Consider the following 25,315-nt stretch of genomic DNA (forward strand, 5'->3'; position numbering starts at 1 on the left):
CCAGCGCGTGAGTGCCGGTTCGGAGCGCTTCCGGCCCTGACATGCGCCGTGGCGGCCCTGGCTGGCTGCAGGCTCGATTCGCGGCGAAGGATGTCCTGTTGCAGCAGACGCAGAACGCGCGGCGCCGCCACCAGCGCCAGCAATGACGATGCGCGCCAGATGCTGTTGCAAGCAGCGCGCGACATCTCCCGGCAGTCGGAGCGGTGGTCCATGCCTTCCTCTTGGGCGTCAAGGCGGCCTGAGAGCGACCGGGAGCCGCCACAACGTCCTTCACGCTTGGCGGCGCCCCGGCAAGACCCCTGCCCCGCGCCGGCCCGGCGGGCTATCAAGGGCGGGGTGGAACGGGGGGATGGTGCGATGCTGCGACGCGCGGGAATGCCGTTGCTCTTGCTGGGACTTTTGTCGGGCTGCGCCCTGCCGGACGCCGGGCCGGCCTGGGACGGCCGCCGGGGCTATGACGGCAGCGGCGATTATGGCTACGACGTCAATGCCTCCCGCGCCGAGGCCCGCAGCTACCTGGCGCAGGCCAGCCATCAGTACGTGGTTCCCGGAACACCGAACGACCCCTGGGGCCCATATATCCAGGAAGCCGCCAGCCGCTTCGGCGTGCCGGAGCGCTGGGTGCGGGAAGTGATGCGGCAGGAATCCGGCGGCAGGCTGACCTTCGGTGATGGCTCCCTGATCACCTCTCCGGTAGGCGCCATGGGGCTGATGCAGGTGATGCCCGCTACCTATGACCGCCTGCGCGCGCGCTTTGGCCTGGGTGCGGACCCTTATGAACCGCGTGACAACATTCTCGCCGGCACTGCCTATCTGCGGGACATGTACGACCGATTCGGGTCGCCGCTGTTCCTGGCTGCCTATAATGCCGGGCCGGAGCGCGTGGCGCTGTACCAGATCGGCGCCAAGATCCTGCCGGACGAGACAGAGAACTACATGGCCAGCATTTCCGCCCGCCTCGGCGAGCCTTATGGCGGGGCGCGGACCCGGCTGGCCGGAATGGCGGCGGCACCGCCGGCCACGGACTACAATGACCCGGTCAACCGCGCCTACGAGGGCGGCGGGCTGGTCACGTCCCTTGCCTCCACAGGCGGCATGGCGATGGCCGCGCCGCCTGTGGACTACAATGATCCCATCAACCGCGCCTATGAGGGTGGCGGGCTGGTGATGCCGTAGGCCGCCCACCGGCGACCGGGCTGGGGCGCGGGCCGCGCGCCCCAGCCGCCGGCATGGCTCAGCGCTTCACCGGGCGGATGTTCATCGCCAGCGTGTCCTCATCCGCGCGCGGGACGATGGTCACGCGGTCCTTGCGCATGGCCCAGGCGGTGACGATGCCGGCGATGGGCAGGGAGGGACGCTCCTTCGCCACGATGGCCGCCGCCTGCTCCAGCAGCGCGCGGCGCTTGGCCTCGTCCATCTCGGCGCCGGCGGCCTCGATGATCTTGTCCAGTTCCGGGTTGCTGTAGCCACGCATGTTGAAGGCGCCGAGCTTGGTCGCCGGGTCATTGGTATGCACCAGGGATGAGAGCGTGTAATTCGCCTCGCCCGTCAGCGTGCCCCAGCCCGCCTGGTAGAAGGAGAATTCGCCGCGCGTGCGCGCCGGGGCCCAGACGGCGCCGGGCTGCGCATTGGCCTGCGCGTCGATGCCGATGGCGGCCAGCATCTGCGAGATGGAGGTGCCCACGGCGCGGTCGCCCGGCAGGCCGTCATTGGTGAAGTTGAAGGGCACGCGGAAGCCGTTCTCGAAGCCCGCCTCCTTCAGCAGGGCGCGCGCGCGCTGCACATTCGGCGTCGTCACCGGCAGGCTCTTGTTGTAGCCGAAGATATTCGGCGTCACGAGCTGCGTCGCCGGCTTGCCCATGCCTTCCATGGCGATCTCGGCCAGGGTCTCGCGGTCGATGGCCAGGTCGATGGCCTCCCGCACCCGCGCGTCCCGGAAGGGGTTGGCGTTTAGCGCCGAGCCGTTGCGCGCCGTGATGGTGGGCGTGGAAGGGCGGAAATCGAAATCGACGTAGAACATATAGGCGCTGTCGGTGCGCGTGATGGCGAGCTTCGGGTCACGCTCCAGCGTCGGCACATCGGCGGCCGGGGCGCGGGAGATGATGTCCACCTGCCCCGCCTTGAGCTGCGCCACGCGGGTGGTGTCGTTCGGCAGCTCCTTGCGGATCACCCGCTCCCAGGGCTCCTGGCCGCCCCAGTAGCCATCGAAACGCTCCAGGACCATCTGCTCCTTCGGCGTCCAGGACACGAAGCGATAGGGGCCGGTGCCGATGGCGGCCTTGCCGGTGTTGAAGCCCTCATTCGCCGTCTCGCGCGTCGAGAAATCCTTGGCCGCCTTGTGGGAGACCACGAAGAGCCGCACGAAGTCATTCGGCAGCGTCGGCGCGGGGCCGTTGGTGGTGACGCGGATGGTGTGGGGATCGACGATCACCGTTTCCTTCACGCGCCGCACATAGATCGTCGCCGGGTTGGGGCCGGTGACCTTGGGGATGCGCTCGATCGAGAACTTCACGTCCTCGGCGGTGAAGTCGGAGCCGTCATGGAACTTCACGCCGCGGCGCAGCTTGAATTCCCAGGTGGTGTCGTCGATCGCGGTCCAGCTTTCCGCCAGCCCCGGCTTCAGCTCCAGGTCGTTGCCGGAGACCACCAGCGTGTCGAAGACATGCTTCAGCGCCTCGGCGCTGACGGCGCTGGCGGTGAAATGCGGGTCGATGGAGAGCGGCCCGGCGCGCACGCCCACCGTCAGCGTATCCGCCATCGCGGCGGGGGAGAGCGCCATCAGCGGCAGGGCCGCCATCCAGCCCGCAAGCGCGCCGCGGGTGAGCCAGTTGGAGCGGATCGTCATGATGCTTCCTCGTTCTCGCAGGCCTCGTTCCATTGCGGGGAGGCCACCACAATCTTGGTCAGCAGCGCGTGCAGCATATGCTGCTCGGCAGGGCTCAGGGCAGCCAGCATGGCCTGCTCCCGCTCCACCATCGGCGGGATCGCCTCATCCACGATGGAGCGCCCGGCGGCGGTCAGGCGCAGCACGAAGCTGCGTCGGTCCTGGGAATCGGTGGCGCGCCGCACCAGCTTGCGGCGCAGCAGCACCTGGATGGCACGGCTGATGGTGTTCTTGGGGAAGGCGGAGGAGAGGCTGATCTCCGTCGCCGTCAGCCCGTCCTTCAGCCGCAGCGCATAGATCACCACCACTTCCGGCCGCTTCAGCCCATGCCGCAGCTCGATGGCGGAGTAGACATGGCGGTTGAAGCCGGCGGCAATGAAATTGACGCGGAAGGACAGCCAGCAAGGGTTCTGCCAGAGCTGCACCGCCAGCAGGGGCGGCAGGCCTGCGGCCTCCTCCGGCATGGTGGCGGTGTCGTCCTTGAAGGCCAGTTTCACTCTGCGTATTCCAAGCTGTCCCGGACCTCGCGCAGCGCGACGCCACGCGGGAGATCGTTCCATCTGGAACTTGACACTACGGCAAATCAGCCGTCAATCTCAGGAACAAGTTCCAGACGGAACTATTTCACCCTGTCCGGAGAGCAGCTTTCGGCATGCGCGTCGCCGCGATGAACTGGATGGAGATGGAGGCGCAGGCGGCACGGGACGACCGCTGCGTGCTGCCGATCGGCAGCACCGAGCAGCACGCCTATCTCAGCCTCTGCACCGACATGATCCTGGCGGAGCGCGTCGCCGCCGAAGCCGCCGAGCCGCTGGGCGTGCCGGTCTTTCCCGTGCTGCCCTATGGCATGGTGCCCGGCTTCGCCGCCTATCCCGGCACGGTGTCCCTGCGCATGACGACCTATGCCGCCGTGCTGGGCGATATCCTGGAAAGCCTCTACCGCGGCGGCTTCCGCCGCATCGTGGTGGTCAATGGCCATGGCGGCAACAGCCCCGTCGCCGGCTTCTTCACGGAATGGCTGGGGCAGCGGGCCGATGCGCAACTGAAGCTGCATGACTGGTGGCGTGCGCCGCTGACGCTGGAGAAGGTGCGCCAGACGGACCCGGAAGCCTCCCATGCCTCCTGGATGGAGAACTTCCCCTGGACGCGCCTGCCGGGCCGGCCGCAGCCGGAAGGCATAAAACCCCGCGCGGCGCTGGAACGCATGGCCCGCGTCAATCCCGCCATCCGGCGGGAGATCCTGGGCGACGGCAATTTCCACGGGTGCTACCAACGCGAGGATGCCGAGATGCTGGCGATCTGGGATGTTGCAGTAGCCGAAACGCGTGCGGCGATCAGCGGGGATTGGGACTGAGATGCTGGGCTTCATCTCCAGCCGCATCATCCAGGCACTGGCCGTGATGCTGGCCATGTCAATGCTGGTCTTCCTGGGCGTCTTCGCCATCGGCAACCCGATCGACGTCATGCTGGCGCCGGATGCGACGCAGGATATCCGCGCCCAGGCCATCGCCTTCTACGGCTTCGACCGGCCGATCTGGGAGCAGTACCTGCGCTTCCTCGGCCGCCTGCTGCAGGGGGATCTCGGTTCCTCCTTCGTCTACAACATCCCGGTGATGCAGCTCATCCTGTCGCGCCTGCCGGCGACGCTGGAACTGACGCTGATCGCGGTGATCAGCGCCACCCTGATCGGCGTGCCGCTTGGCATGTATGCCGGCTACCGGCCGGATGCGCCGCTGTCGCGCTTCATCATGGCTTTCTCCGTGCTGGGCTTTTCGGTGCCCACCTTCTGGATCGGATTGGTGCTGATCCTCACCTTCGCCGTCACGCTCGGCTGGCTGCCGGCCGGCGGGCGGGGTGAAACCGCCACGGTCTTTGGCCTGGAATGGAGCTTTCTGACCGCCGACGGCTGGAAGTTCCTGCTGCTGCCGGCGCTGAACCTGGCGCTGTTCAAGCTCTCGATGATGATCCGCCTCGCGCGCTCCGGCACGCGGGAGATCATGCTGTCGGACACGGTGAAGTTCGCCCGCGCCGCCGGCATCTCGGAATGGGGCGTGCTGCGGCACCATGTGCTGCGGCTGATCCTGGTGCCCATCGTCACGGTGTTCGGGCTGGAATTCGGCTCCACGCTGGCCTTCGCGGTGGTGACGGAAACCATTTTCTCCTGGCCAGGGCTGGGCAAGCTGATCATCGAATCCATCGGCTCGCTGGACCGGCCCGTGATGGTCGCCTACCTCGTGCTGGTGGCGCTGCTTTTCATCACCATCAACCTGCTGGTGGACCTCGCCTACGCGGCGCTGGACCCGCGCATCCGCCGGGGGCGCAACGCGTGACGCTGAATCCGAACCTCCGCCGCTTCTTCAGCGAATTCGCCGAGAACAAGGTGGCGCTGGTCGCCGCCATCATCGTGCTGGCCATCGTGCTGCTGGCGCTGCTGGCGCCGCTGGTGGCGCCGCAGGACCCCTATGACCTCGCCAGCCTGACGCTGCGCGACGCCCGCCGCCCGCCCGGCTATGTCGGCACCCAGGGCTATACGCATCTGCTGGGCACCGATGCCCAGGGGCGCGACCTGCTTTCCGCCATTCTCTACGGGCTGCGCATCTCCTTGCAGATGGGGCTGGTGGCGGGGGCCATCGCCTTCGCGCTGGGCGCCACCATCGGCACCACCGCCGCCTATCTCGGCGGGCGGGTGGAGGCGGTGCTGATGCGCGTCGTCGACCTGCAGCTTTCCTTCCCCGCCATCCTGCTGGCCTTTGTGCTGGCGGCGCTGCTGGGCCAGGGGCGCTGGCCGCTGACCGCCGCGCTGGTGGCGGCGCAATACGCCTATTTCGCTCGCACCGCGCATGGCGCCGCCGTGGCGGAACGGCAGAAGGATTACGTGGAAGCCGCGCTCTCCACCCCCCTGCCCGGCCGCACCGTGGTGCTGCGCCATATCCTGCCCAATTGCATGGCGCCGCTGCTGGTGGTGGGCACGGTGCAGGTGGCCAGCGCCATTTCACTGGAAGCCACGCTCTCCTTCCTCGGCGTCGGGCTGCCGCCGACGGAGCCTTCGCTGGGCATGCTGATCTCCAACGGCTTCCAGTACATGCTTTCCGGCCGCTACTGGATTTCCATCTATCCCGGCGTGGCGCTGATCGTGCTGATCATCGCCATCAACCTCGTCGGCGACCAGATCCGCGACCAGTTGAACCCGAGGCTGCGGCGATGAGCGCACCCCTTCTCGAAGTCCGCGACCTCGTCACGCATTTCTTCACCCGCGCCGGCGTGGTGAAGGCGGTGGACGGCATTTCCTTCACGCTCAACCCTGGCGAGGTGATGGGGCTGGTGGGGGAATCCGGCTCCGGCAAAAGCATCACCGGTTTCTCGCTGCTGGGGCTGGTGGATGCGCCGGGGCGCATCGTCGCGGGTTCCGTCAAGCTGAACGGGCAGGAACTGGTCGGGCTGCCGCAGGCGGAGCTTCGGCGCATCCGCGGCAAGACCATGTCGATGGTCTTCCAGGACCCGGCGATGACGCTGAACCCGGTGCTGACGGTGCGCCGGCAGATGCGGCTGGCGCTGGCGGCGCATGAGCGCATGTCGGATGCCGCCGCCACCGCCCGCTGCGTCGATGTGCTCTCCCGCGTCGGCATTCCCGATGCGGCGCGCAGGCTGGATTCCTATCCGCATGAATTCTCCGGCGGCATGCGGCAGCGCGTGGCGCTGGCCATCGCCCTGCTGCACCGCCCCGCCGTGATCGTGGCGGATGAGCCGACCACGGCGCTCGATGTCTCCATCCAGGCGCAGATCCTGGCGGAAATGAAGGATCTGGTGCGGGACAGCGGCACGGCGCTGATCTGGATCAGCCATGACCTCGCCACCGTCTCCTCCCTCGCCGGCAAGATGGCGGTGATGTACGCGGGCCGCATGGTGGAAACCGGGCCCACCGGCACCGTGCTCTCCGCCCCGCGCCACCATTACACGCGCGGGCTGCTGGATTCCCTGCCCTCCCAGGCCGAGCCGGGGCAGGATCTGCGGCAGATCCCGGGCTCCACGCCCTCGCTGCTCGGCCTGCCGCCGGGCTGTCCCTTTGCCTCGCGCTGCCCCGCCGGCACCGCCACCTGCGCCCAGGTCTCGCCCGAGATCACCTGGGAAGGCGGGCGCGGCTTCCGTTGCCATCATCCGCTCGTGGAGGCCCTGGCATGACGCCGCTGGTTTCTCTTGAAGGCGTCAGCAAGGTCTTCGGCAGGCGCGCCACGCTGTCGCAGCGCATCAACATGGCGCTGGGCCGTGGCGAAGGGCCCACGCGGCTGCGCGCGGTGCAGGATGTGGACCTCTCGCTCCAAGCCGGTGAGGCGCTGGGGCTGGTGGGGGAATCCGGCTGCGGCAAATCGACGTTGGGCCGGGTCGTGGCCGGCATCCACGCGCCCAGCAGCGGCACCGCGCGCATCGGCGGCCAGTCGCCCATGGCGCATGGGCACAAGGCCACCACGCGCGTGCAGATGGTCTTCCAGGACCCCTTCGCCTCGCTGGACCCGCGCATGCGCGTGGGCCAAGCCATCGCGGAAGGGCCCGTGGCGCATGGCCTGACCACCCAGGCGGCGTCGCGGGATTATGTGGCGCGCTGGCTGGAACAGGTCGGGCTGCCGCGCGACTACGCCGACCGCTTCCCGCACCAGATGTCCGGTGGGCAGCGCCAGCGCATCGCCATCGCCCGTGCGCTGGCCATGCAGCCGGATGTGCTGGTCTGCGACGAGCCTGTGGCCTCCTTGGATGTTTCCATCCAGGCGCAGATCGTCAATCTCTTCCTGAAGCTGCGGCGGGAGCTGCGGCTGACCATGCTCTTCATCAGCCATGACCTGGCGGTGGTGCGGCATCTCTGCGACCGCGTCGCCATCATGTATCTCGGCCGCATCGTGGAGATCGGGCCGGCGGCGCAGGTCTATGCCGCGCCGCGCCACCCCTATACCCAGGCTTTGCTGGACAGCGTGCCGAAGCTGACGCTGGACGCGGATTCTGTCAGCTTCAAGCCGATCAAAGGGGAATTGCCGTCTCCCCTGCGTCCGCCGCCGGGCTGCCCCTTCCACGCCCGCTGCCCGAAGGCCACGGAACGCTGCGTTGCGGAGCGCCCGGCGCTGCGGCCGCTCTCCCCGGGTTGGGAGGCGGCCTGCCACTACGCCTGAGGGCGCCTCAGCCCTTCTGCAGCGCCTCGCGGTGGATGCCGGTCCAGGCCACGCCATCGGCGGCGATGGTGCCGCGATACATGCCGCTGCTGTTGAAGGGCAGCGAGACGCGACCGGCGGCATCGATGGCGATCAAGCCGCCGGAGCCGCCGATCTTGCCCAGTTCCTCCACCACCGTTTCCGCCGCGACCTCCAGCGTGTCGCCGCGGTAGCGCATGCGCGACGCGATATCATGCGCGGCGGCCCAGCGGATGAAGTATTCGCCATGGCCGGTGGCAGAGATGGCGCAGGTCTCGTTCTCCGCCCAGGTGCCGGCGCCGAAGACCGGGCTGTCGCCCACGCGGCCCGGCAGCTTCGCCGTCATGCCGCCCGTCGAGGTCGCGGCGGCCACATTGCCGAACCGGTCGCGCGCCACGGCGCCGACGGTGCCGTGCTTGGCCTCGTCGTCGCGCGTGTCGGCGGCGGCGGAGGCCTGGCGGGCCAATTCGTCCTTCAGGGTCTGCCAGCGGCGCTCGGTGTAGAAGTATTCCTCCGGCGCGAAGGTCACGCCCTGGGCGCGGCAGAATTCCAGCGCGCCCTCCCCCACCAGCAGCACATGCTCGGAGCGTTCCATCACCGCGCGCGCCGCCTGCACCGGGTTGCGCGGGCCCATGATGCCGGCGACGGCACCGGCCGCCCGGTCCTCGCCGCGCATCACCGCCGCGTCCATCTCCTGCACGCCCGCGCGGGTGAAGACGGCGCCGCGCCCGGCGTTGAACAGCGGGTTGTCCTCCAGCGACATCACCGCCGCCGTCACGGCATCGATCGCCGTGCCGCCGGCCGCCAGCACGGCATGGCCGGCGCGCAGGCTGTCGCGCAGCCCGGCATGGTATTGCGCCTCGGCCTCGGGGGTCATGGAATCGCGGCGGATGGTGCCGGCGCCGCCATGGATGGCGAGCGCGAAGGTATCGGTCATCAGGGACAACTTTCCGGTTCGGGCATGGCGGGAACAGTCATGGCCCGCATTCCTTCATAACCGCCAGAGCGGCGGCTGTCCCAGGTGGCTATTGCGCCGAGAATGGTACCCCTGCCATCGCCGCCAGGGCTGCCAGCCCGTCCCGCAACGGCTCCGGCACCGCGCCCAGCAGCAGGTGGCGGCAGGGCGGGTCGCGTGACAGCAGCAGCGCCGCCACGGGCATCGGCACGCGGCGGTCGATGCCATCGGCATCCTGGTGGCTGGCCTCGCCATCCGCGTAGCGCACGGCACTGGCGCCGGGGCAGAGCGCGGCATCCCAGGGCCGCGCCTCCCCCACCACCAGCAGGAAAGGCTGTTCCAGCCCCAGCGCCATGCGGGCGGCCACGGCATGGCGGGCGGAAGCGGCCTCGGCCAGCAGGGCGGCCGCCGGGGCCAGCGTCATGGCATCGGTAACGGGCGCGAAGGGCGGCAGGCCCGGCGGCAGCGGCGTATCGCCCCGCGTGGGTGCCAGCGCCGCGTAGTGGCCGGCGTGGCGGGACAGCCAGCGCGCGCGCGGCGCCGCCATGGGCCCGGCCCCGGCGGAAAGGTCGATCGGCCAGGGCTCGGGCAGCAGCAGCCCGGCGGAACGCAGGCGCAGCGCCGCCGGCCCCGCCACGCTGCCTTGCAGCAGCAAGGGCCCCTCCACGTCCGGCAAGGGCAGGCCCAGCCGCAGCGAACCCTCCACCGGCGCTTCCAGCAAGGTGGCGGCGGCATCGGGCTGCCCGGCCGGGCCGCAGCGCAGCCGCAGGGAAAGCGGCGCTTCCGCCTCCAGTTCCAGCCCCAGACGGCGGCTGCCGGCGGGCAGCAACAGGCCCCACTCGGCCGCCACCGGATGGCCGCCTGGCCCGATGCCATAGGCCAGGCAAGGGCGGCGCGGCGCCGTGGCGGGTTCCGCGCCAGCCGCGATGGCGGGGGCCAGGAGCCGGTCGGCCAGCAGCGGCCGCGGCACCGCATCGGCTTCCGGCAGAAGGTCGATGCGGCCGAAGCCGGGGTGATGGCGCCAGGCCAGGGCCGCCGCCTCATCCAGGGCCAGCAGCGGCGGCGCGGGCGGCGTGGGCGCGCGGGCGGCGGCCAGGGCGGCGATGGCTTCCCGCGCCGGGCGCGCGGTGGCGGACCAGCCCTGCGCCGCCGCCGCCTCCCGCGCACGGGCGGCGAGGCCGCGCAGCGCCTCCGGCTGCCGCAGCAGGCGCGACAGTTCGGCCGCGAAGCCTTCCAGCGGCAGCACCAGCCCGGCGCCCGCCGCCACCGCCGCGAAGCCGCGCGCGGCATGCGGGGTATTCACCGTGGGCAGGCCATGGGCGAGGTAATCGGCCAGTTTCAGGCTGGCACCGCTGCCGCTTTCCACCGGGTTCAGCGCGGCCGACCAGCGGCCCAGCGTGGCGGCCTTCTCCTCCTCCGACACCACGCCGCGCAGCAGCACATTGGGCAGGCTGGAGGAGACGGCGGCGCAGACGCTGCCCACCAGCTCGAACACCGCCTCCGGCAACCGGGGTGCCAGTTCCTCCACGATGAAGCGGGCGGCGGCCACATTGGGCGGGTGTGAGGAGCCGAGGAAGCCCAGGCGCGGCGGCTCCCCTGCCGGTGGCGTGGCGGGCGCCGCCGGGATGACGCCATGCGGCATCAACACCACCTGCCGGGCGGCGGGGCCGAAATGCGCGGCATCGGCCTCGCTGCAACAGAGCACCAGGTCGGCGGCGGCCAGCAGGCGGCGCTCCACTTCCTCGACAAAGCCGCAGAGCGGTGCCCCGGCGGGGTGGCCGGCCAGGATCTCGCGCTTCAGCCGCGCCTCGACATTATGGGCGTCATAAACCACCGGCAGGCCAGGGGCGGCGGCGCGCATGGCATCCAGCAGCGGCGCCAGGTAGCAATGCTCGAACACCGCCACCCGTGCGCGGCGGGAGAGGTCCGCCGCCACCGCCAGCAGTGTCGGGTGGCTGGCCGCATGCATGGCGGAAACGATGTCCTCCAGCCCGGAATCGGCCAGGGTGCGCAGGTCGGCCTCGACGGCGCGCTGCCCCCGGTCCTTGGGCACGGAGACCTGCAATACGTTCGGCGCCACGAAGGCCGTGGCGCCCACATTGCCGAGGGAGAGCAGCACCGTCTCCTCCCCCAGCGCCGCCAGCCCGTGCCGCACGCGCACGGCGCCGCCGGTGTGCTTCTCGATCACGGGGTAGTCGTTCAGGGCCAGGGTGAAGCCCGGCGGCGCGCCCTCGGCCGGCGCGGGCGGGGGCAGCGCCGACAGCAGGCGCGGCAGGGCGGCGCGGGGCACTTCCCGCAGCCGTTCCGCCGGCACGCCGTAGAGCAGTTGCAGCTTGCGCCCCACCTCCTCCGCCGGCACCGCCAGCAGCCGGGCGCGGCGGGCGAGGTCGCGCTCCCGCCGCCAGAGCGCTTCCCAGGCCTCGGGGTCGGTCCGCTCGGCGGGCGAGAGATGGCACAGGGCGAGGTCGGCGGGGGCATAGACCTCCACCAGCCCTTCCAGGCCGGCCAGGGCCGCCGCGCCATCGGCGGAAAGATGCAGCACCAGCGCCGTCGCCCGTGCCTGCCGGCGCAGTTCCGCCAGAGCGGCACCGGGGCCGGCATAGCGCCACAGCGCGCGCGGGATGCAGATGGTGACGGACCAATGGGGGGAGAGCGCCTCCACCAGTGGGCGGAGGTCGTCCTCGGGCGCCGCCAACAGCAGCAGGCCGGGCAAGGGGCTCATGCGCAGCGCCCTCTCAAGGCACGGGTGCGGAGAGCAGCCGCACCTCTTCCTGCCGCGTCCGGGCCTCGGGCGAATTGGCGATGGCGCGCAGCACCACCCCGGCATCCAGCGCGCCACGGTCCAGCGCATCGGTGTAATCGGCCCGCCCGGCGGGGTCCGGCAGGCGGTTGAGGAAGACCTGGAAGGCGCCGTCGATCAGCCGGTCATAGGGCCGTGAATCCGGCAGCACGGCGCGCAGCAGGAAGGGCATGCGCGGGTCCTGCTGCCGCCGGGTATAGACGCGCCATTCGCGCGGGCCGCGCCCTTCCCAGGGCGTGTCGCGCTCCGGCGTGGTGGCGGGCAGGCGCGGCGGGCGGCCGGGCATCTCCAGCGGCGGGGCATTGATCCAGGCGCGGGCGGGGGCGGCCAGGGTGCGCAGCAGGTCGATCCGCAGGCGCAGGCCCAGTTCCGCGAAGGAGGGCGGCGGCGTTTCCATGGCGGGTTGCCCCTTCTAGAATGGCGCCGGCCGGACAGGAGCGCAGCGAGGCGTGGAGACAGAACCGAAGGGGCCAGGCCCCGGCCGCGAGACCCTGATCTGCGATGCCGATCTTGTCCAGGCCGGCTTCTACCCCGCCGAGCTCTCGGAAGACGGCATCCCCTTCCGCTGGATCGGGCCGCGCCCCATTGCAACGGTCTTCCTGCCGCCGCTGGGGCGTCGGGTGGAGGTGACGCTGCGGGTGCATTCCGCCTTCGTGCCCGAGGTGCTGGAAGAGGTGCGCCTGTCGCTGGATGGAGGCCCCTGGGTGCCGACCCTGCTGCTGCAGGGCGCCGATGGCCGCACCACCCTCTCCGCCCGCCTCTCGGCGGGGCCCATGGCGCATCTCGGCACGCTGCGGCTGGATATCGACAGCATCCGCGCCGAAAGCCCGCGCCAGCGCGGCGGCACCGATGACCGGCCGCTGTCGCTGGCGCTTTCCGCCATCAGCCTTCGCGCGCTGGAGGACTAGCGCCTCAGGCCACGCCGCTGCGCAGCAGGTCGTGGATATGCACGATGCCGACCGGGCGGCCATCCTCCACCACGAAGAGCGTGGTGATGCCGGCCTCGTTCATGTCGCCCAGGATCTCGGTGGCCAGCATGTCGGGGGCGACGCTGCGCGGCGTGCGCGTCATCACCTCGGACACCGGGCGGTCCTCGAAGCGGCTGGCAAAGGCGCGGCGCAGGTCGCCGTCGGTGATGACGCCGGCCAGCCGCCCCGCCTCATCCGTCACGCCAGTGACGCCGAAGCGCTTCGAGGTCATCTCCACGATGGCCTGGGACAGCGGCACGCCCTGGGAGACCAGCGGAATGGCGGCGCCCTTGTGCATCAGGTCCCGCGCCTTGCGCAGCTTGGAGCCGAGCTTGCCGCCCGGGTGGAAGCGGCGGAAGTCCTGCGCCGAGAAACCCTGCATGGAGAGCAGCGCCACCGCCAGCGCATCGCCCATGGCGAGCTGCATGGTGGTGGAGGTGGTGGGCGCCAGCCCATTGGGGCAAGCTTCCGGCATGGCCGGCAGAAACAGCGGCAGGTCCGCCGCCGTGCCCAGCGCGCTCTCGGGGCGGGAGGTGATGGCGATCAGCGGGATATCGAAGCGCTTGCAGAAGGCGATGATATCCGAAAGCTCCGGCGCCTCCCCGGACCAGGAGAGCGCCAGCACCGCATCCTCGTCCCGGATCATGCCGAGGTCGCCGTGGCTGGCCTCGCCGGGATGGACGAAATAGGCAGGCGTGCCGGTGGAGGCCAGCGTCGCCGCGATCTTGCGCCCCACATGGCCCGACTTGCCCATGCCGGTGACGATCAGCCGCCCGTTCTGCGCCTGCACCTTGCGGACGGCGGCCACCGCGGCCTCGAAGGCCTCGCCCAGGCCATTGTCCAGGGCATCGCGCAGGGCGGTGAGGCCTTGCATCTCCAGCTCCACCGTGCGCCGGGCGGCGACAACGGGGGCGCGGGTATCCAGGGGGCTCTCGGCAAAGGCCATGCTGGCACTCCTGCAAGGGTTCAAGGGCGGGGCTCGGCCGCCAGGATCAGGCGGCGGCGCCCCGGCCAGCCAGGATCTCCCGCGCACGCTCCAGGTCGGCAGGGGTATCGACGCCCAGCGGCACCTCCGCCACTTCCATGGCGTCGATCCGCATGCCGGCTTCCAGCGCGCGAAGCTGCTCCAGCTTCTCCCGCAGTTCCAGCGGCGAAGGCGGCAGGCCGACGAAGCGCGCCAGGGCCGCGCGGCGCCAGGCGTAGAGGCCGATGTGATGGTACAGCGGCCCCTCCCCCCAGGGCGCCTGGGCGCGGGTGAAGTACAGCGCGCGGAAGCGGCCGCCACCCAGCGGCGTACCCACCATCTTCACGACGCTGGACGCCACTCGCTCCTCCTCCCGGTGGATGAGGGCGACGGCGGTGCCGATGGCGACCTCCGCATCCTCCAGCGGCCGGGCGGCGGCGCGGATGGTGGCGGGTTCCACGGTCGGCAGGTCGCCCTGCACGTTGATGACGGCATCGAAGCGGCCATCGGGGTCGATCCGGCCCAGCGCCTCGAAGACGCGGTCGGAGCCGGAGGGATGCTCCGGCGCCGTCAGCACCGCCTGGCCGCCGGCGGCCCGCACCGCCTCGGCGATGGCGGGGGTGTCGGTCGCGACCCAGACGGGGGCGACATCGGCTTCCACGGCGCGGCGCCAGACAGCCACGATCATCGGCTCGCCGTTCAGGTCGGCCAGCGGCTTGTTGGGCAGGCGGGTGGCGGCCAGCCGGGACGGCACCAGAACAACGGGCTTCACGCCACGGCTTCCAGATGCGCCGCCCGCTGCTGCGCCTTGCTCAACTGGTCCAGCGCCATCAGGTCCCGCAGCAGCCCCTCGAACTGCCGCAGCGGCACCATGTTGGGGCCGTCGGACGGCGCGTGGTCCGGGTCCTCATGCGTCTCGATGAAGAGGCCGGCTGTGCCCACCGCCACGGCGGCGCGCGCCAGCACGGGCACGAATTCCCGCTGCCCACCGCTGCTGCCGCCCATGGCGCCGGGCTGCTGCACGGAATGGGTGGCATCGAAGATCACCGGCGCGCCGGTGCCGGCCATGATGGGCAGGCCGCGGAAGTCGGAGATCAGGGTATTGTAGCCGAAGGACGTGCCGCGCTCGGTCAGCATCACGTTCGGATTGCCGGCGCCGACGATCTTCTCCACCACATTGCCCATGTCCCAGGGCGCCAGGAACTGGCCCTTCTTGACATTCACCACGCGCCCGGTGGCGGCGGCGGCCAGCAGCAGGTCGGTCTGGCGGCACAGGAAGGCGGGGATCTGCAGCACGTCCACGGCCTGCGCCACCTCGGCGCATTGATGCGCGTCATGCACATCGGTCAGCACGGGCAGGCCCAGGCTCTCGCGGATCTCCGCGAAGATCGGCAGCGACTTCTCCAGCCCCAGGCCGCGCTGCGCCCGGGCGCTGGTGCGGTTGGCCTTGTCGAAGGAGGTCTTGTAGACCAGCCCGATCCCGAGCCGCCCGGAAATCTCCTTCAGGGCGGAGGCCATCTCCAGCGCATGCGCCCGGCTTTCCAACTGGCAGGGGCCGGCGATCACGGAGATCGGCAGGTCGTTGCCGAACCGGGCGGAGCCGATTTCGACGACAGGATTGGGCGTCATGGAAAGGATAGTCTCCGCCTGTCAGGCTAAGGGGGCCGCATGCCATGTCGGCTCTGGCATGGCAACAAGCAAGCGGTACCGGCCGCCCTGCGCGGCAGGGAAGCCACGGCCAGCGCCTCCGCCGGCCACCGCGCCACCCGGAGATCGCGGGGGCGGGCCGCTTCTAAGCGCTTGTTCCACATCACGCAACCGTCATCGGCCATACCCGCAGAGGCGCATGCCAGCCTCATGGCGCAGGAATGGATACCATGCGCCCGGCACGGCACCTCCCGCCCGTGCCGCAGCGTCGGGCAGCGGGTGATGTCAGCCTTGACGTGTCTTCGCCCTTCAGGGAACTTGCGGCGCCGGAAAGCCATGGGACCTGGCCCCGCCATGTTGATGGCCGCCTGCTTTCTACAAAACATAACAATCATGGAAACGAACGCCTTATACCCGGCGAGCACCGCACCGGCTGGCCACGCTCATGGAGGTTCGGGGTGACTGCTGCATATCTTGAGCAAGAGGCCGGTTCACTTGCGGGTCCCGAGGCCTGGACTTCACACTGCGACATCGCAGTCATCATTCCAGCCTTCAAGCAACCCGGTTTCCTGCCGGAAGCCATCGCCTCGGTCCTGGCGCAGCGAAGCGAACTGAAGATCGCCGCCGTGGTCGTCGATGACGGCTGCCCGATGCCCGGGACGCGCGAGGCCGGCATGGCCTTCGCCCGCCGCCACCCCGGCCGCGTCTTCTACCTGCGGCGGCGCAACGGCGGCCTCAGCGCCGCGCGCAACACCGGCATCGACTTCGCACTGGCCGCCTGGCCGGAATGCCGGGCGCTTTACTTCCTGGATGCCGACAACCGCCTGCACCCGGACTTCCTCCAGCGCGCCTGGGACGTGCTGGCGGCCTCTCCCCCGGAGGTCGGCTGGGCCTATCCCGACATCGACATGTTCGGGTTCGAGATGAACTTCGCGGTGCGCGGCGAATACTCGCATTTCCTGCACCTCGTCGAGAATTACTGCGAGGCCGGCAGCCTCGCCCGCCGCGCCGTCTTCGAGCGTGGCCTGCGCTTCGACGAAGCCATGCGCCAGGGCTTCGAGGACTGGGAGTTCTGGCTGAACTGCGCCCGCCACGGCTTCATCGGCCGCCATGTCCCGCATTCGGGCTTCCAGTACCGCCGCCGGGCGGAAAGCATGCTGACGGGCTCCGAGCGCCTGCGGGACAGCATCCTCTCCTACATGCGCCAGAAGCACGCGAAGGAGCTGCGCCCGACAGCCCTGCTGGCGCTGGAGCAGCGCGAGGTGCCCCGCTTCGCCATCTTCACCGGCCTGGACGAGGCCGCCCGCCTGACGGTGGACCCACGCCCCGGCCAGGGCCGCGAGGTGCCGCCCGAAGCCTGCGACGAGGTATTCATCACCTGCGCGCAGCAGCCCAAGGCGCAGCATTTCCCCAGCTTCTGCTGCTTCAACTCCACCCCGGCGCTGCAACGGCTGGAGGAGGCCAGGCTTCTGCCCGGCCTCTTCTGGATGGCACAGCTCATGCTGGCCGACCACCATGTCATCGTGGTCGAGACGGTGGTATCCGAGGAGGAGCACCTGGGGCTGGAGCCGCTCTTCGGCCAGTCAGCCGATGGCGCGCGGGTGCGGGCCGCGCCCATGGTGTTCAGCAACAGCGAGCTGCTGCGCGCCGTGGCCCGCGACCCCTCCCCCAGCTGGTTCAGCTCCATCGAGTCCGACCATCCGGCCCCGAGGCTGGGGCTCATCCGCGTCACCCTGCCCGCCTCCGTCGGCCAGATACCGCCGCCGCCGGACTGGCATGTCTCCGGCATGATGCTGGATGTCGCCGATCGCTGGCGCGGCGGGATGCAGCGGCGGTCCCCCCGCCCCACCGAGTGGCGGGAGGATGCGCGGCGCTACCGCACCAGCGCCACCGAAAGCTACATGCTGCTGAACGGCCTCGGCGCCGTCATGCCCTTCCTGGCGCCGGACGACCGGCGGGACATCGGCTTCCTGCTGCCGCTCTGCGCCTTTGGCGGTGTCGAGAAGGTGGTGCTGAACTATGCGGCGGTGCTGAAGGATGCAGGCTGGCGGCCGCATCTCTTCATCACCGCCGTGCAGACGGCGCAGCTGAGCGCGGAGCAGCGCGGCATCTTCCACAGCGTCAACTTCCTCACCGGCAGGGGCGAGGAAGCGGCGGACTGGAACAACCTGCACCTCGGCAGCGGCACCTCGGCCTTCAACCAGCAGGGCCACACCATGAACGCCCTGGGCCTGCTCTGCACCATGGCGGCGGTGCTGAACACCCATTCGATCGCCGGCCACGGCTTGGTGGCGGCGCTCCGGCGGCAGGGCGTGAAGACCTTCCTGGGCCTGCATCTGGTGGAGCGCAGCCAGCTTGGCCAGCCGATGGGCAACCCGCATATCGCCCTGGCCTATGAGCATGCCTATGACGGCTTCGTGGTGATCTCCCGGCAGTTGCGGGACTGGTGCGTCGGCCAGGCGGTGCCGCAGGAGAAGCTGCACGTCATCCCCAATGCCCCTTCCTATCCGGCCAGCGAAGGCCGCCGTCGCCGCATCATGGCGCTGCGACCGGAGCGGCAGGGGCCGCTGCGGGCGCTGTTCCTGGGCCGGCTGGACGAGCAGAAGGGCATCGACCGGCTGGCGCAGATGATCCTGCGCAGCCAGGGCCACCCCATCGAGTGGCGCGTCGTCGGCAAGGCGGTGGTGGGCGACGCCGCGATGGAACTGGCCGGGACAGGTATCTCGCCGGAGCCGGCGGTGACGCATCCCGATGAACTGGACTGGCTCTACGGCTGGGCCGATGTGGTGGTGCTGCCGTCCCGCTTCGAAGGCGTGCCGCTGACCATCCTGGAAGCGCAGCGCATGGGCTGCACCGTGATCGCCACCGATGTCGGCGCCGTGGCGGAGATCATCACGGATGGCGAGGATGGCTTCCTTGTCACCGCCGATACATCGGAGCGCGAGGTCGTCGATGCCTTCATCCGCATCCTCGACCGCCTCGCGCAGGACCGCGGGCAACTGAACGCGGTCAGCCAGCAGGCGGCGGCGCGCACCGGCGCCGCGACCTGGGCCGCCAACATGGGCAACTTCCTGCGCCACCTGGAGACAATCACGGAGAAGAAGGCATGACGCCGGTGCTGATTGCGCGCACTGAGCTGCAGCAGGCGCTGAGCGGCGCACCGTCGCTGATCGTGCTGGAAGAGGTGGCGGAGGCCGCGCAACTGGCGCTGGAAGGGCTGACGCTCTGGCACGCCAGCACCACGCCCGCAGGCCTTGTGCTGCACCGGGAGACGCTGGCGCCGGAAGCCGGGCTGATGCCGCTGACCCTGGCCATGCCCGGCCTCCTGGCCATCGTCGCGCCCGATGCGGAAGCGGCGCGGCCGGTCAGCGCCTGGGCGCGGGATGTTTCCGACGTCTCGCCCGCCGTGATCGAGGCCGCTGACGCCACTGCGGCGCTGCGGCCCCTGACCGCGTTGTTGCTGCGCGCCCTGGACGGCACGCGGGCGCGGATGGGCGAATTGCACCGGGCGCTGGCCGCCACCCGCATCGATTACGAGGATACGCGGATCGCCATGGGCTCGGTGCTGCGCACCCTCGGCAACCGCCCGCCGGCCAAGCTGCGCCCGGCGCTCTCCGCCCTTCCCGCCGCGCTGGCGGTGCAGCCGGTTCACCGCCGCCTGCGGCTGCGCCAGCGCCCCGGCCTGGCCGTGAGGGACATCGCGGCCCTTGCCATTCATCTGCCCACCGCCGCCTGCGGCCCGGAAGCGCTGCTGCGGGTGCGGCTGGTGGCGGCCGAAAGCGGGCGGGTGCTGGGGAGCTGGCTGCTGCCGGGCCCCGCGCTGGAGCCGGGCTGGGTGACCCTGGACCTGCCTGCCCCCGCGCCCTCGCTGCGCGAGACGGCCTTGATCGAGATCGCGGCCGAGCTGGGCGAGGATGACCAGCTCTCTCTCTCGCTGGAGGATCTGACCAGCGGCGGCGAAACGGCCCTGCAAGTGCTGGAAGGCCAGGCCGGCGAGACGGACCGCGCCCTGGCGCTGCGGATTTGGACCGCCGAACCCGGCAGCCGCTTCGTGCTGGCGCGCCACTGGCGCTGGGACGACACCGGCACCAGCCTGCCGGATGCCGGCCTGCCCTATCTGATGCCGGAGGCCGAATGGTCCCGCACAGTGGTGATCGAGGGGCGGGCCCGCGCGGTCGGCCTGGGCCAGGAGGTGCCGCGCCCCGTCGCGGTGCTGGAGGAGAACACCACCACCCTGCTGGCGCCACCCGCCATCCGGGTCGCTGGCCTGGACGTGGTGCAGGTGGAGCTTCGGCTGCTGGCCGGCATGGCGGCGCAGGCAAGGGCCGCCATATGGCTGCGCGACCCGGCGCGGCTGGAAAGCCTGGACGACCCGGCGCTGGACCTGCCGGGCACCCGTGCCTCCGGCTGGCGCAATTTCGACCAGAACGGCCGCTGCGTCATCACGCTGCGCCTGCCGGAGACGGTGGATCAGGCGGTGCAGGTGGTGGCGGGCGTTTCCACGCCGCAGCCACAGCGGGAGGCACCCTGCGCCATCGAGTTGCGTGCCATCTCGGCCCTGCGGACCGGCGGCGAGGCGGACAAGTCCACCCATGCCCCGCCCGCCGTGGAAGCGGTGCCGCTGCAGGCGCCGCCGCGCTTCGACCATGTGGCGCTGCGCAGCCACCATAGCGACGCAGGGCCGCCGTCACTGGAGGTGATGGTGCAGGGCCTCTCCCACGGGCCGCACCGCTGGCCGGAACTGCGCTTCCGGCTCAGCGCCGATGGCGAGGCCGATGCCGCGATCGAAATCCGCCAGGCCCCCGGCTGGCCCAGGGTCTTCGAGGCTTGGCCGGGCAGCCGGTCCGATCTTCAGGGCCCCTGCTTCGATTTCGGGCCGGATGACATGGCCCGCCTGGCAGCACGGCGGATGTCGCGGGACGGCCAGTTGGTCGCCGCGCTGCTGGAATTGCTGCCGGCCCTCGTGGCGGCCGGCCTGGCACAGCAACCTCAGGCCGTCTCACGCAAGGCCATCTGGCTGACCGCGGCGGAGCAGATCGCCGAGGCCGGCCGCCGCCTGCTGTTCACGCACCAGGACGACCCGGCGGCGGAACAGGCGGTGGAGCTGCACCAGGCCCCCTGAGCCCGGCCTCAGGCCGGGCTCAGGGCGCACAGGCCGCGCAGCGCGCTGAGATAGGCCTCGTACATGGCGGCGCGGTCGTGCGTGCTGGCCTGGTACCAGGCTTCCTCCACCACCGCCCGCACCTGCGCGGACGGTTCGCGCCACACCGCCTGCTCCAGCATCCGCGCATAGCCAGGCAGGTCGTCATCAGGCACCAGCAGCGCGCGCTCGGCGGCCAGCGGGCCGAAGCAGGCCAGCGCGGCATGGCTGGCCACCACCGGCCGGCGGCGCATGGCGGCTTCCAGATAGATCAGCGGCAGCCCTTCGATGCGTGAGGGCAGCAGCAGCGCATCGGAAGCCAGCAGCAGCCGGTCCACGTCCTGGCGATAGCCCAGCAGGCGCAGCGGCCCCTTGCCCAGGCCGGAAAGCCGCACGCGCCAGGAGCCCCGGCCGGCGCAGGCCACCACGCCGCCACAGGCCGCGTGGAAGGCGGCCGCGATCTCCGGCAGCCGGTCCGCGCCCTTGGCTTCCTCAAGCCGCCCGGCGAACAGCGCCACCGGCGTTTCGGGCGCCACGTCCAGTTCAGCCCGCAGCGCGGCGCGTAGCCGCGCTTCCTCTCCCAGCGGCGGCGCGGGCGGCAGATCGACGCCGTTGGGAATGACGCGCAGGATGCCAGGCGGCATGTCGAAGAGCTGCTCGGTGCGCCGGGCCACGGGTTCGGACACCGCGATCCATGCCAGGCCCGCCTGGGTCAGCGGCCAGGGCATGGCGTCCATGCCGCTCAGCCGGCCGGAGGCGGGCGCGAGGTGGGAGACCACCATCAGCGGCAGCCGCGCCTCGGCCACCGCCCGCAGGGCGCCGAGGCCGAAATTGGGCCAGGGCAGCGCCAGCACCACCGCATCCGGCCGCAATGCCTCCAGCAGTGTCGCGACCTCCGCCGCCTGCGCCGCGCTCGCGGCCGCGGCGCCATCCTTCGCTATCCAGCTGACCGGGGCCTCGTGGAAGTTCAGGTCCGGGAAGGATGGCCGCAGGCGGCCCGACAGCGCGGGGTCGCAGGACAGGATGGCCTCCATTCCCTGCTGCTGCAGAGCATGGGCCAGCGCGGCAGTGTGCAACTCCGTCCCACCGACATCCTCGGACGGTAAAACCAGCAGGATGCGCTGGACCTGCAGGGATCTCACGATAGCCTCAAACCTTTCCGCTGGTCGGGGCCAGACCAGCATTGTTTGTATTTAATGTAAAATTTTTGTGTCTGATGCTGAAACATGGCGGGTGGATTCGAATATCGTTCATTTCGACAGCGCTATTTTCCATGTGTCATCATGTGAACGCCATATTCTCGCCCAAGTCTTCGCCCTTTTCCATGAAACGGACCTTCCATCAGGCTATCATAACTTCATCAAGATCTGATCAAGGCGCAGTAACTAATCCAAATCAATTTGATGTCGGAAGTGGTGCAGGAATTCCCCCTCACTGTTTCACTGAGCAGAACAACCATGATCTTTGCCTTTTCCCAGCATAATTCGCCAAAGGAGTGCATGGCAGGGAAAAGCATGAGATCATCACGACAAATTCCTAGGAGCATCGAATGTCACGGTTTCTGATCACTGGGGGTGCTGGCTACGTTGGAAGCCACACCGTCCTCGCGCTGCGCGAGCGCGGCGAGGAGGTCGTCGTGCTGGATGACCTGCGCCAGGGTCACCGGGAAGCCGTGCCTCCTGGGGTGGAACTCGTGGTCGCCGACCTCTCGGACCGGAAGCAGGTGAAGGAGGTCTTCGCCAGCCACAAGTTTGACGGCGTGCTACATTTCGCCGCGCTGTCCCTGGTCGGCGAAAGCATGCGCGAGCCCATGCGCTACATGGCCGAGAACCTGTCCAACACCCTGTGGCTGGCGGAAGCGGCGGTGAAGGCCGGCTGCATGCGCTTCGTGCTCTCTTCCACCGCGGCCCTCTTCGGCTTTCCGAAATACATCCCGATCGACGAGAACGCGGAGATCGCGCCGGTCTCGGCCTATGGTGAATCCAAGCTGATGGCCGAGACCGGCCTGAAGTGGGCGGAGCGGGTCCATGGGCTGCGCACGGCCAGCCTGCGCTACTTCAACGCCGCCGGCGCCGACCCGCAGGGCCGGCTGGGCGAGGACCACAACCCCGAAACCCACCTGATCCCGCTGGCCATCAACGCGGCGCTGGGCCTGGGGCCGGAGCTGACGGTCTTCGGTACCGATTACGACACGCCGGACGGCACTTGCATCCGCGACTACGTGCATGTCACCGATCTGGCGGATGCGCATCTGCGGGTGCTGGACGTACTGAATGAGCGGCCGAGCGTCCGCTACAATGTCGGCAACGGCAACGGCTATTCCGTGCGCGAGGTGATCGAGACGGTGCAGCGGGTGAGTGGCCGCAAGGTGCCCTACCGCGAGGGCGCGCGCCGTCCTGGTGACCCGGCGGTGCTGGTGGCTTCCAATCAGCGATTGCGGGAAGAAACCGGCTGGCAGCCCCGGCATGAATCTCTGGAAGACATCATCCGCACCGCCTGGGCTTGGCGGGCGGCACATCCGCAAGGGTTCAGCAGTCCGGCCGCGAAGAGCGAGGCGGCCTAGCCGCCGCCCTCCCCGCCCGGGCGAAAGAGAGCGGCGCGCTGTTTAAGACGCCGCCTTCTCCGGCTGGCGGGCATCCGCCCCATCAACACAGCCGACAGGCCAGCCACCCTCGTCCCAGATCAGGTTCGGATCCCAGAGTGGCATGACCTGGGGCATGTCGGAAGACGTGTCCACGCCGGCATGCGTGCGCGTCTTGCGATCCTTGTCGTCCATATCGTTGTTTCTCCCCCTTTATCCGGCGTGTCCATAGCGGCCGCCGTTATCCGGATAGCGTAACGTCACCGCTGCCTGGCGCCACTAACGACTTCGTCAGGGATGACATTCATCCTTCCAATGAAACGGCTGGTTGAGAGTTGCAGCGCCGGCGTCACAATTTTGCCATCTATGAGCAAGGCAGGGCGCGCAGGCTCACAAAGCCACGCCCAAGCCGCTTGCTGGAACGGGAAAAACCCGCTCGGGCAATGCGCCGGCAGGCTACCGGGCGGGCGCCATTTTCTGTTCCCCATTCATGATGCAGTAGGCTTTGTTCGCCATGCTGAGACACGTCACCAGGAGGCGCTCTCATGGCCCATGCCACATCAGCACAGTTCAGCGGCGAGGAAGCCGTTCCTCAGCCCCGCTCCGACCTTTCCGCGGCCACCGGCATCATGGTGGCTCTTGCCCTCTCGGTCGGCTTCTGGGCGGCACTGGCCTATGCCGTCCAGGCCGTGGCGGGTTGAGGCGGGGAAAGCAGTCCCGCTGGCAGATATGCAGCCGCGCACCGCCACCATCCTGCAGTACACGGCTCTCCTATGCCCATCTGGCTTTCGCCTTAGCTGCCTATGGAAGGATGCTCCGCCTTCCACATGAGGAGAATGGCCATCACAGCCGCCATGAAGGCCGCCGGGACCGGCAAGCCGACAAGCGCCATGACGAGCGCCAGGAGACCCAGGGCGATGACGCAGGTCCAGGTTCTCTCGCCCATCAGAACCCAGAGCGGGTTCAGCAGATTCTGGATGGCAGCCACTAAGCTCGACATCAGCATGACCCCCAGATTGCGGTTTCATTACTAAGCCGAACATAAAGGCTTTGCAGCGCGCGAGGGTGAACAAAGCGCCACGCTTCGGGGAATGTGATCCGAAGTCGCCTCCGCAGGGCCGCCGGCGGGGCAAGGCGGGCATTCCTCAAGGATGGGGCGGCGCGGCACGGAAAGAACATGACGGCTAAGGCGCCATCCTCAGCTTCCGCCGAAGATCACCAGCAGACGTGTTTTAGGGAAATGGCGGAGAGGGTGGGATTCGAACCCACGGTACCCTTGCGAGTACTTCGGTTTTCGAGACCGACGCGATCGACCACTCTGCCACCTCTCCGCAGGGGTTGCTTGGTCGAGCAAGTGGGCGGCGGTATAGGGGGCGGCGGCGGATCGCGCAACAGCCGGCGCGACAGGATGGCGCAGGAATCTCCCACCCCGGCGTTGACTCTCCAGCCCGCGCAGCGTTATACGCCCCTCCTCTCCGGCGGAACCGCGTTTCGCCGGCGGCCGTTGTCCGGCCGTTCAGAACCATTTTTTCTTTACCAGGCCAGGACAGGCTAGAGCTTCAGGGCGAACCATGACCTACGCAGTGATCCGCACCGGCGGCAAGCAGTACCGCGTCACCCCCGATGCCGTGCTGACCGTCGAGAAGCTCGATGCCGAAGCCGGCGCGACCGTGACCTTCCAGGACGTGCTGGCCATCGGTGGCGAGGCCGGCTTGACGGTGGGCGCGCCCACCATCGCTGGCGCGACCGTGACCGCCACGGTGGTCGACCAGACCCGCGGCGACAAGGTCATCATCTTCAAGAAGCGCCGCCGGCAGAATAGCCGCCGCAAGAACGGCCACCGCCAGCACCAGACCGTGCTGCGCATCTCGGCCATCAACGCGGCCTGAACCGGCTCTAGCAGGAGACACTCCTCATGGCTCACAAAAAGGCTGGCGGTTCCTCCCGCAACGGTCGCGACTCCGCCGGCAAGCGCCTCGGCGTCAAGAAGTTCGGTGGTGAGCATGTGCTCGCCGGCAACATCATCGTGACGCAGCGCGGCACGAAGATGGTTCCGGGTGACAACGTGCTCTGCGGCCGTACCCACTCCATCCACGCCGCCATCGAAGGCAAGGTGAAGTTCACCCGCCGCGCCGAAGGCCGCGTCCATGTTTCCGTCGAGCCGCTGCCGCAGGCCGCCGAGTAACCTCGCGCCCGCGACGA

General features: G+C 69.7%; 24 protein-coding genes and 1 tRNA gene. 13 read left to right on the forward strand and 12 right to left on the reverse strand.

Translation table 11 applies throughout. The features are described 5' to 3' along the window. Positions 1-357 precede the first annotated feature (357 nt). Complete coding sequence (locus EBE87_RS30455; protein WP_199707702.1) at positions 358-1,176, forward strand: lytic transglycosylase domain-containing protein; 819 nt, start codon at positions 358-360, stop codon at positions 1,174-1,176. Between the two features lie 58 nt (positions 1,177-1,234). On the opposite strand, the gene EBE87_RS04060 is transcribed toward EBE87_RS30455, so the two are convergent. Together EBE87_RS04060 and EBE87_RS04065 are read right to left on the reverse strand one after the other, a co-directional pair. Beyond that, on the reverse strand, positions 1,235-2,845 hold the full coding sequence (locus EBE87_RS04060) for an ABC transporter substrate-binding protein (protein ID WP_120639822.1): 1,611 nt from the start codon (positions 2,843-2,845) through the stop codon (positions 1,235-1,237). Beyond that, a complete protein-coding gene (locus EBE87_RS04065; protein ID WP_158600975.1) occupies positions 2,842-3,381 on the reverse strand; it encodes a MarR family winged helix-turn-helix transcriptional regulator in 540 nt (179 codons plus the stop codon). Before EBE87_RS04065 ends, EBE87_RS04060 begins: the two co-directional genes overlap by 4 nt. Positions 3,382-3,536: 155 nt before the next feature. Between EBE87_RS04065 and EBE87_RS04070 the strand changes: the two genes are divergently transcribed. From EBE87_RS04070 to EBE87_RS04090, 5 genes are read left to right on the forward strand one after another with little or no spacing between them, the layout of a single operon-like run. After that, positions 3,537-4,238: a creatininase family protein gene (locus tag EBE87_RS04070; RefSeq protein WP_120639824.1), complete on the forward strand. Its 702-nt coding sequence runs from the start codon at positions 3,537-3,539 to the stop codon at positions 4,236-4,238. Position 4,239: 1 nt separating this feature from the next. Further along, positions 4,240-5,214 carry an ABC transporter permease gene (locus tag EBE87_RS04075; RefSeq protein ID WP_120639825.1) on the forward strand — a complete coding sequence of 325 codons (975 nt, stop codon included), beginning with the start codon at positions 4,240-4,242 and terminating at the stop codon, positions 5,212-5,214. Continuing rightward, the gene (locus tag EBE87_RS04080; protein ID WP_120639826.1) at positions 5,211-6,089 is read left to right on the forward strand and encodes an ABC transporter permease; all 879 of its coding nucleotides are present in this window, start codon (positions 5,211-5,213) and stop codon (positions 6,087-6,089) included. The genes EBE87_RS04075 and EBE87_RS04080 overlap by 4 nt, the downstream gene beginning before the upstream one ends. Next, entirely contained in the window at positions 6,086-7,063 is a 978-nt protein-coding gene (locus tag EBE87_RS04085) for an ABC transporter ATP-binding protein (protein ID WP_120639827.1), read from the forward strand. The genes EBE87_RS04080 and EBE87_RS04085 overlap by 4 nt, the downstream gene beginning before the upstream one ends. Then, positions 7,060-8,040 (forward strand): ABC transporter ATP-binding protein, encoded by a 981-nt coding sequence (locus EBE87_RS04090; protein ID WP_120639828.1) that lies wholly within the window; start codon positions 7,060-7,062, stop codon positions 8,038-8,040. Before EBE87_RS04085 ends, EBE87_RS04090 begins: the two co-directional genes overlap by 4 nt. 7 nt (positions 8,041-8,047) lie before the next feature. Here the strand turns inward: EBE87_RS04090 and EBE87_RS04095 are convergent, their stop codons facing one another. The 3 genes from EBE87_RS04095 to EBE87_RS04105 form a co-directional block, all read right to left on the reverse strand. Next, the gene (locus EBE87_RS04095) at positions 8,048-8,995 is read right to left on the reverse strand and encodes an isoaspartyl peptidase/L-asparaginase family protein (RefSeq protein ID WP_120639829.1); all 948 of its coding nucleotides are present in this window, start codon (positions 8,993-8,995) and stop codon (positions 8,048-8,050) included. A gap of 88 nt (positions 8,996-9,083) precedes the next feature. Next, positions 9,084-11,735 (reverse strand): glycosyltransferase, encoded by a 2,652-nt coding sequence (locus tag EBE87_RS04100; RefSeq protein WP_158611639.1) that lies wholly within the window; start codon positions 11,733-11,735, stop codon positions 9,084-9,086. Between the two features lie 13 nt (positions 11,736-11,748). Beyond that, the gene (locus EBE87_RS04105) at positions 11,749-12,210 is read right to left on the reverse strand and encodes a DUF4214 domain-containing protein (protein WP_120639443.1); all 462 of its coding nucleotides are present in this window, start codon (positions 12,208-12,210) and stop codon (positions 11,749-11,751) included. A gap of 52 nt (positions 12,211-12,262) precedes the next feature. Between EBE87_RS04105 and EBE87_RS04110 the strand changes: the two genes are divergently transcribed. Beyond that, complete coding sequence (locus EBE87_RS04110; protein ID WP_120639442.1) at positions 12,263-12,721, forward strand: hypothetical protein; 459 nt, start codon at positions 12,263-12,265, stop codon at positions 12,719-12,721. 4 nt (positions 12,722-12,725) lie between these two features. Here the strand turns inward: EBE87_RS04110 and EBE87_RS04115 are convergent, their stop codons facing one another. Genes EBE87_RS04115 through kdsA form a run of 3 tightly spaced genes read right to left on the reverse strand, consistent with a single transcriptional unit; the run spans position 12,726 to position 15,374 of the window. Further along, on the reverse strand, positions 12,726-13,727 hold the full coding sequence (locus EBE87_RS04115) for a KpsF/GutQ family sugar-phosphate isomerase (protein ID WP_120639441.1): 1,002 nt from the start codon (positions 13,725-13,727) through the stop codon (positions 12,726-12,728). A 46-nt stretch (positions 13,728-13,773) separates the two neighbouring features. Continuing rightward, complete coding sequence (locus EBE87_RS04120) at positions 13,774-14,517, reverse strand: 3-deoxy-manno-octulosonate cytidylyltransferase (RefSeq protein ID WP_120639440.1); 744 nt, start codon at positions 14,515-14,517, stop codon at positions 13,774-13,776. Further along, the gene (gene kdsA / locus EBE87_RS04125; protein ID WP_120639439.1) at positions 14,514-15,374 is read right to left on the reverse strand and encodes a 3-deoxy-8-phosphooctulonate synthase; all 861 of its coding nucleotides are present in this window, start codon (positions 15,372-15,374) and stop codon (positions 14,514-14,516) included. The genes EBE87_RS04120 and kdsA overlap by 4 nt, the downstream gene beginning before the upstream one ends. Positions 15,375-15,622: 248 nt before the next feature. On the opposite strand from kdsA, the gene EBE87_RS04130 reads away from it, so the two are divergent. Further along, positions 15,623-18,502 carry a glycosyltransferase gene (locus EBE87_RS04130; RefSeq protein WP_233553312.1) on the forward strand — a complete coding sequence of 960 codons (2,880 nt, stop codon included), beginning with the start codon at positions 15,623-15,625 and terminating at the stop codon, positions 18,500-18,502. Next, complete coding sequence (locus EBE87_RS04135) at positions 18,499-20,514, forward strand: DUF6212 domain-containing protein (RefSeq protein WP_120639437.1); 2,016 nt, start codon at positions 18,499-18,501, stop codon at positions 20,512-20,514. The genes EBE87_RS04130 and EBE87_RS04135 overlap by 4 nt, the downstream gene beginning before the upstream one ends. 8 nt (positions 20,515-20,522) lie before the next feature. Here EBE87_RS04135 and EBE87_RS04140 read toward each other — a convergent pair whose 3' ends face one another. Beyond that, positions 20,523-21,674, reverse strand: coding sequence for a glycosyltransferase family 4 protein (locus EBE87_RS04140; RefSeq protein ID WP_158600954.1), 1,152 nt, complete (start codon positions 21,672-21,674; stop codon positions 20,523-20,525). A gap of 407 nt (positions 21,675-22,081) precedes the next feature. Between EBE87_RS04140 and galE the strand changes: the two genes are divergently transcribed. Beyond that, positions 22,082-23,095 carry a UDP-glucose 4-epimerase GalE gene (gene galE, locus EBE87_RS04145; protein ID WP_120639435.1) on the forward strand — a complete coding sequence of 338 codons (1,014 nt, stop codon included), beginning with the start codon at positions 22,082-22,084 and terminating at the stop codon, positions 23,093-23,095. Between the two features lie 42 nt (positions 23,096-23,137). Here the strand turns inward: galE and EBE87_RS28940 are convergent, their stop codons facing one another. Beyond that, entirely contained in the window at positions 23,138-23,308 is a 171-nt protein-coding gene (locus tag EBE87_RS28940) for a hypothetical protein (protein ID WP_158600953.1), read from the reverse strand. A 350-nt stretch (positions 23,309-23,658) separates the two neighbouring features. On the opposite strand from EBE87_RS28940, the gene EBE87_RS28945 reads away from it, so the two are divergent. Beyond that, the gene (locus EBE87_RS28945; RefSeq protein WP_158600952.1) at positions 23,659-23,814 is read left to right on the forward strand and encodes a hypothetical protein; all 156 of its coding nucleotides are present in this window, start codon (positions 23,659-23,661) and stop codon (positions 23,812-23,814) included. Positions 23,815-23,906: 92 nt separating this feature from the next. Here EBE87_RS28945 and EBE87_RS04150 read toward each other — a convergent pair whose 3' ends face one another. Together EBE87_RS04150 and EBE87_RS04155 are read right to left on the reverse strand one after the other, a co-directional pair. Further along, entirely contained in the window at positions 23,907-24,113 is a 207-nt protein-coding gene (locus tag EBE87_RS04150; protein WP_147426125.1) for a hypothetical protein, read from the reverse strand. A 241-nt stretch (positions 24,114-24,354) separates the two neighbouring features. Next, positions 24,355-24,444: transfer RNA gene (locus EBE87_RS04155), tRNA-Ser, on the reverse strand. A 240-nt stretch (positions 24,445-24,684) separates the two neighbouring features. Between EBE87_RS04155 and rplU the strand changes: the two genes are divergently transcribed. Together rplU and rpmA are read left to right on the forward strand one after the other, a co-directional pair. Then, positions 24,685-25,002, forward strand: a complete 318-nt coding sequence (rplU, locus tag EBE87_RS04160) for a 50S ribosomal protein L21 (RefSeq protein ID WP_120639433.1) — start codon at positions 24,685-24,687, stop codon at positions 25,000-25,002. A gap of 26 nt (positions 25,003-25,028) precedes the next feature. Continuing rightward, positions 25,029-25,298, forward strand: a complete 270-nt coding sequence (gene rpmA, locus EBE87_RS04165; protein ID WP_120639432.1) for a 50S ribosomal protein L27 — start codon at positions 25,029-25,031, stop codon at positions 25,296-25,298. Positions 25,299-25,315 lie beyond the last annotated feature (17 nt).

It is taken from the genome of Teichococcus wenyumeiae (genome assembly GCF_003696345.1).
In the GTDB taxonomy this organism is placed as follows: Bacteria; Pseudomonadota; Alphaproteobacteria; order Acetobacterales; family Acetobacteraceae; genus Pseudoroseomonas; species Pseudoroseomonas wenyumeiae.

What these genes read in the sequence shown, in the direction of transcription:
- EBE87_RS28940 (WP_158600953.1), bottom strand. Translation starts at nt 23,308, where the DNA reads ATGGACGACAAGGATCGCAAGACGCGCACGCATGCCGGCGTGGACACG.
- EBE87_RS04060 (WP_120639822.1), bottom strand. Translation starts at nt 2,845, where the DNA reads ATGACGATCCGCTCCAACTGGCTCACCCGCGGCGCGCTTGCGGGCTGG.
- EBE87_RS30455 (WP_199707702.1), top strand. Translation starts at nt 358, where the DNA reads ATGCTGCGACGCGCGGGAATGCCGTTGCTCTTGCTGGGACTTTTGTCG.
- EBE87_RS04130 (WP_233553312.1), top strand. Translation starts at nt 15,623, where the DNA reads ATGCGCCCGGCACGGCACCTCCCGCCCGTGCCGCAGCGTCGGGCAGCG.
- rpmA (WP_120639432.1), top strand. Translation starts at nt 25,029, where the DNA reads ATGGCTCACAAAAAGGCTGGCGGTTCCTCCCGCAACGGTCGCGACTCC.
- galE (WP_120639435.1), top strand. Translation starts at nt 22,082, where the DNA reads ATGTCACGGTTTCTGATCACTGGGGGTGCTGGCTACGTTGGAAGCCAC.
- EBE87_RS04150 (WP_147426125.1), bottom strand. Translation starts at nt 24,113, where the DNA reads ATGTCGAGCTTAGTGGCTGCCATCCAGAATCTGCTGAACCCGCTCTGG.
- EBE87_RS04095 (WP_120639829.1), bottom strand. Translation starts at nt 8,995, where the DNA reads ATGACCGATACCTTCGCGCTCGCCATCCATGGCGGCGCCGGCACCATC.
- EBE87_RS04135 (WP_120639437.1), top strand. Translation starts at nt 18,499, where the DNA reads ATGACGCCGGTGCTGATTGCGCGCACTGAGCTGCAGCAGGCGCTGAGC.
- EBE87_RS04090 (WP_120639828.1), top strand. Translation starts at nt 7,060, where the DNA reads ATGACGCCGCTGGTTTCTCTTGAAGGCGTCAGCAAGGTCTTCGGCAGG.
- EBE87_RS04085 (WP_120639827.1), top strand. Translation starts at nt 6,086, where the DNA reads ATGAGCGCACCCCTTCTCGAAGTCCGCGACCTCGTCACGCATTTCTTC.
- EBE87_RS04070 (WP_120639824.1), top strand. Translation starts at nt 3,537, where the DNA reads ATGCGCGTCGCCGCGATGAACTGGATGGAGATGGAGGCGCAGGCGGCA.
- EBE87_RS04115 (WP_120639441.1), bottom strand. Translation starts at nt 13,727, where the DNA reads ATGGCCTTTGCCGAGAGCCCCCTGGATACCCGCGCCCCCGTTGTCGCC.
- EBE87_RS04100 (WP_158611639.1), bottom strand. Translation starts at nt 11,735, where the DNA reads ATGAGCCCCTTGCCCGGCCTGCTGCTGTTGGCGGCGCCCGAGGACGAC.
- EBE87_RS28945 (WP_158600952.1), top strand. Translation starts at nt 23,659, where the DNA reads ATGGCCCATGCCACATCAGCACAGTTCAGCGGCGAGGAAGCCGTTCCT.
- EBE87_RS04105 (WP_120639443.1), bottom strand. Translation starts at nt 12,210, where the DNA reads ATGGAAACGCCGCCGCCCTCCTTCGCGGAACTGGGCCTGCGCCTGCGG.
- EBE87_RS04075 (WP_120639825.1), top strand. Translation starts at nt 4,240, where the DNA reads ATGCTGGGCTTCATCTCCAGCCGCATCATCCAGGCACTGGCCGTGATG.
- kdsA (WP_120639439.1), bottom strand. Translation starts at nt 15,374, where the DNA reads ATGACGCCCAATCCTGTCGTCGAAATCGGCTCCGCCCGGTTCGGCAAC.
- rplU (WP_120639433.1), top strand. Translation starts at nt 24,685, where the DNA reads ATGACCTACGCAGTGATCCGCACCGGCGGCAAGCAGTACCGCGTCACC.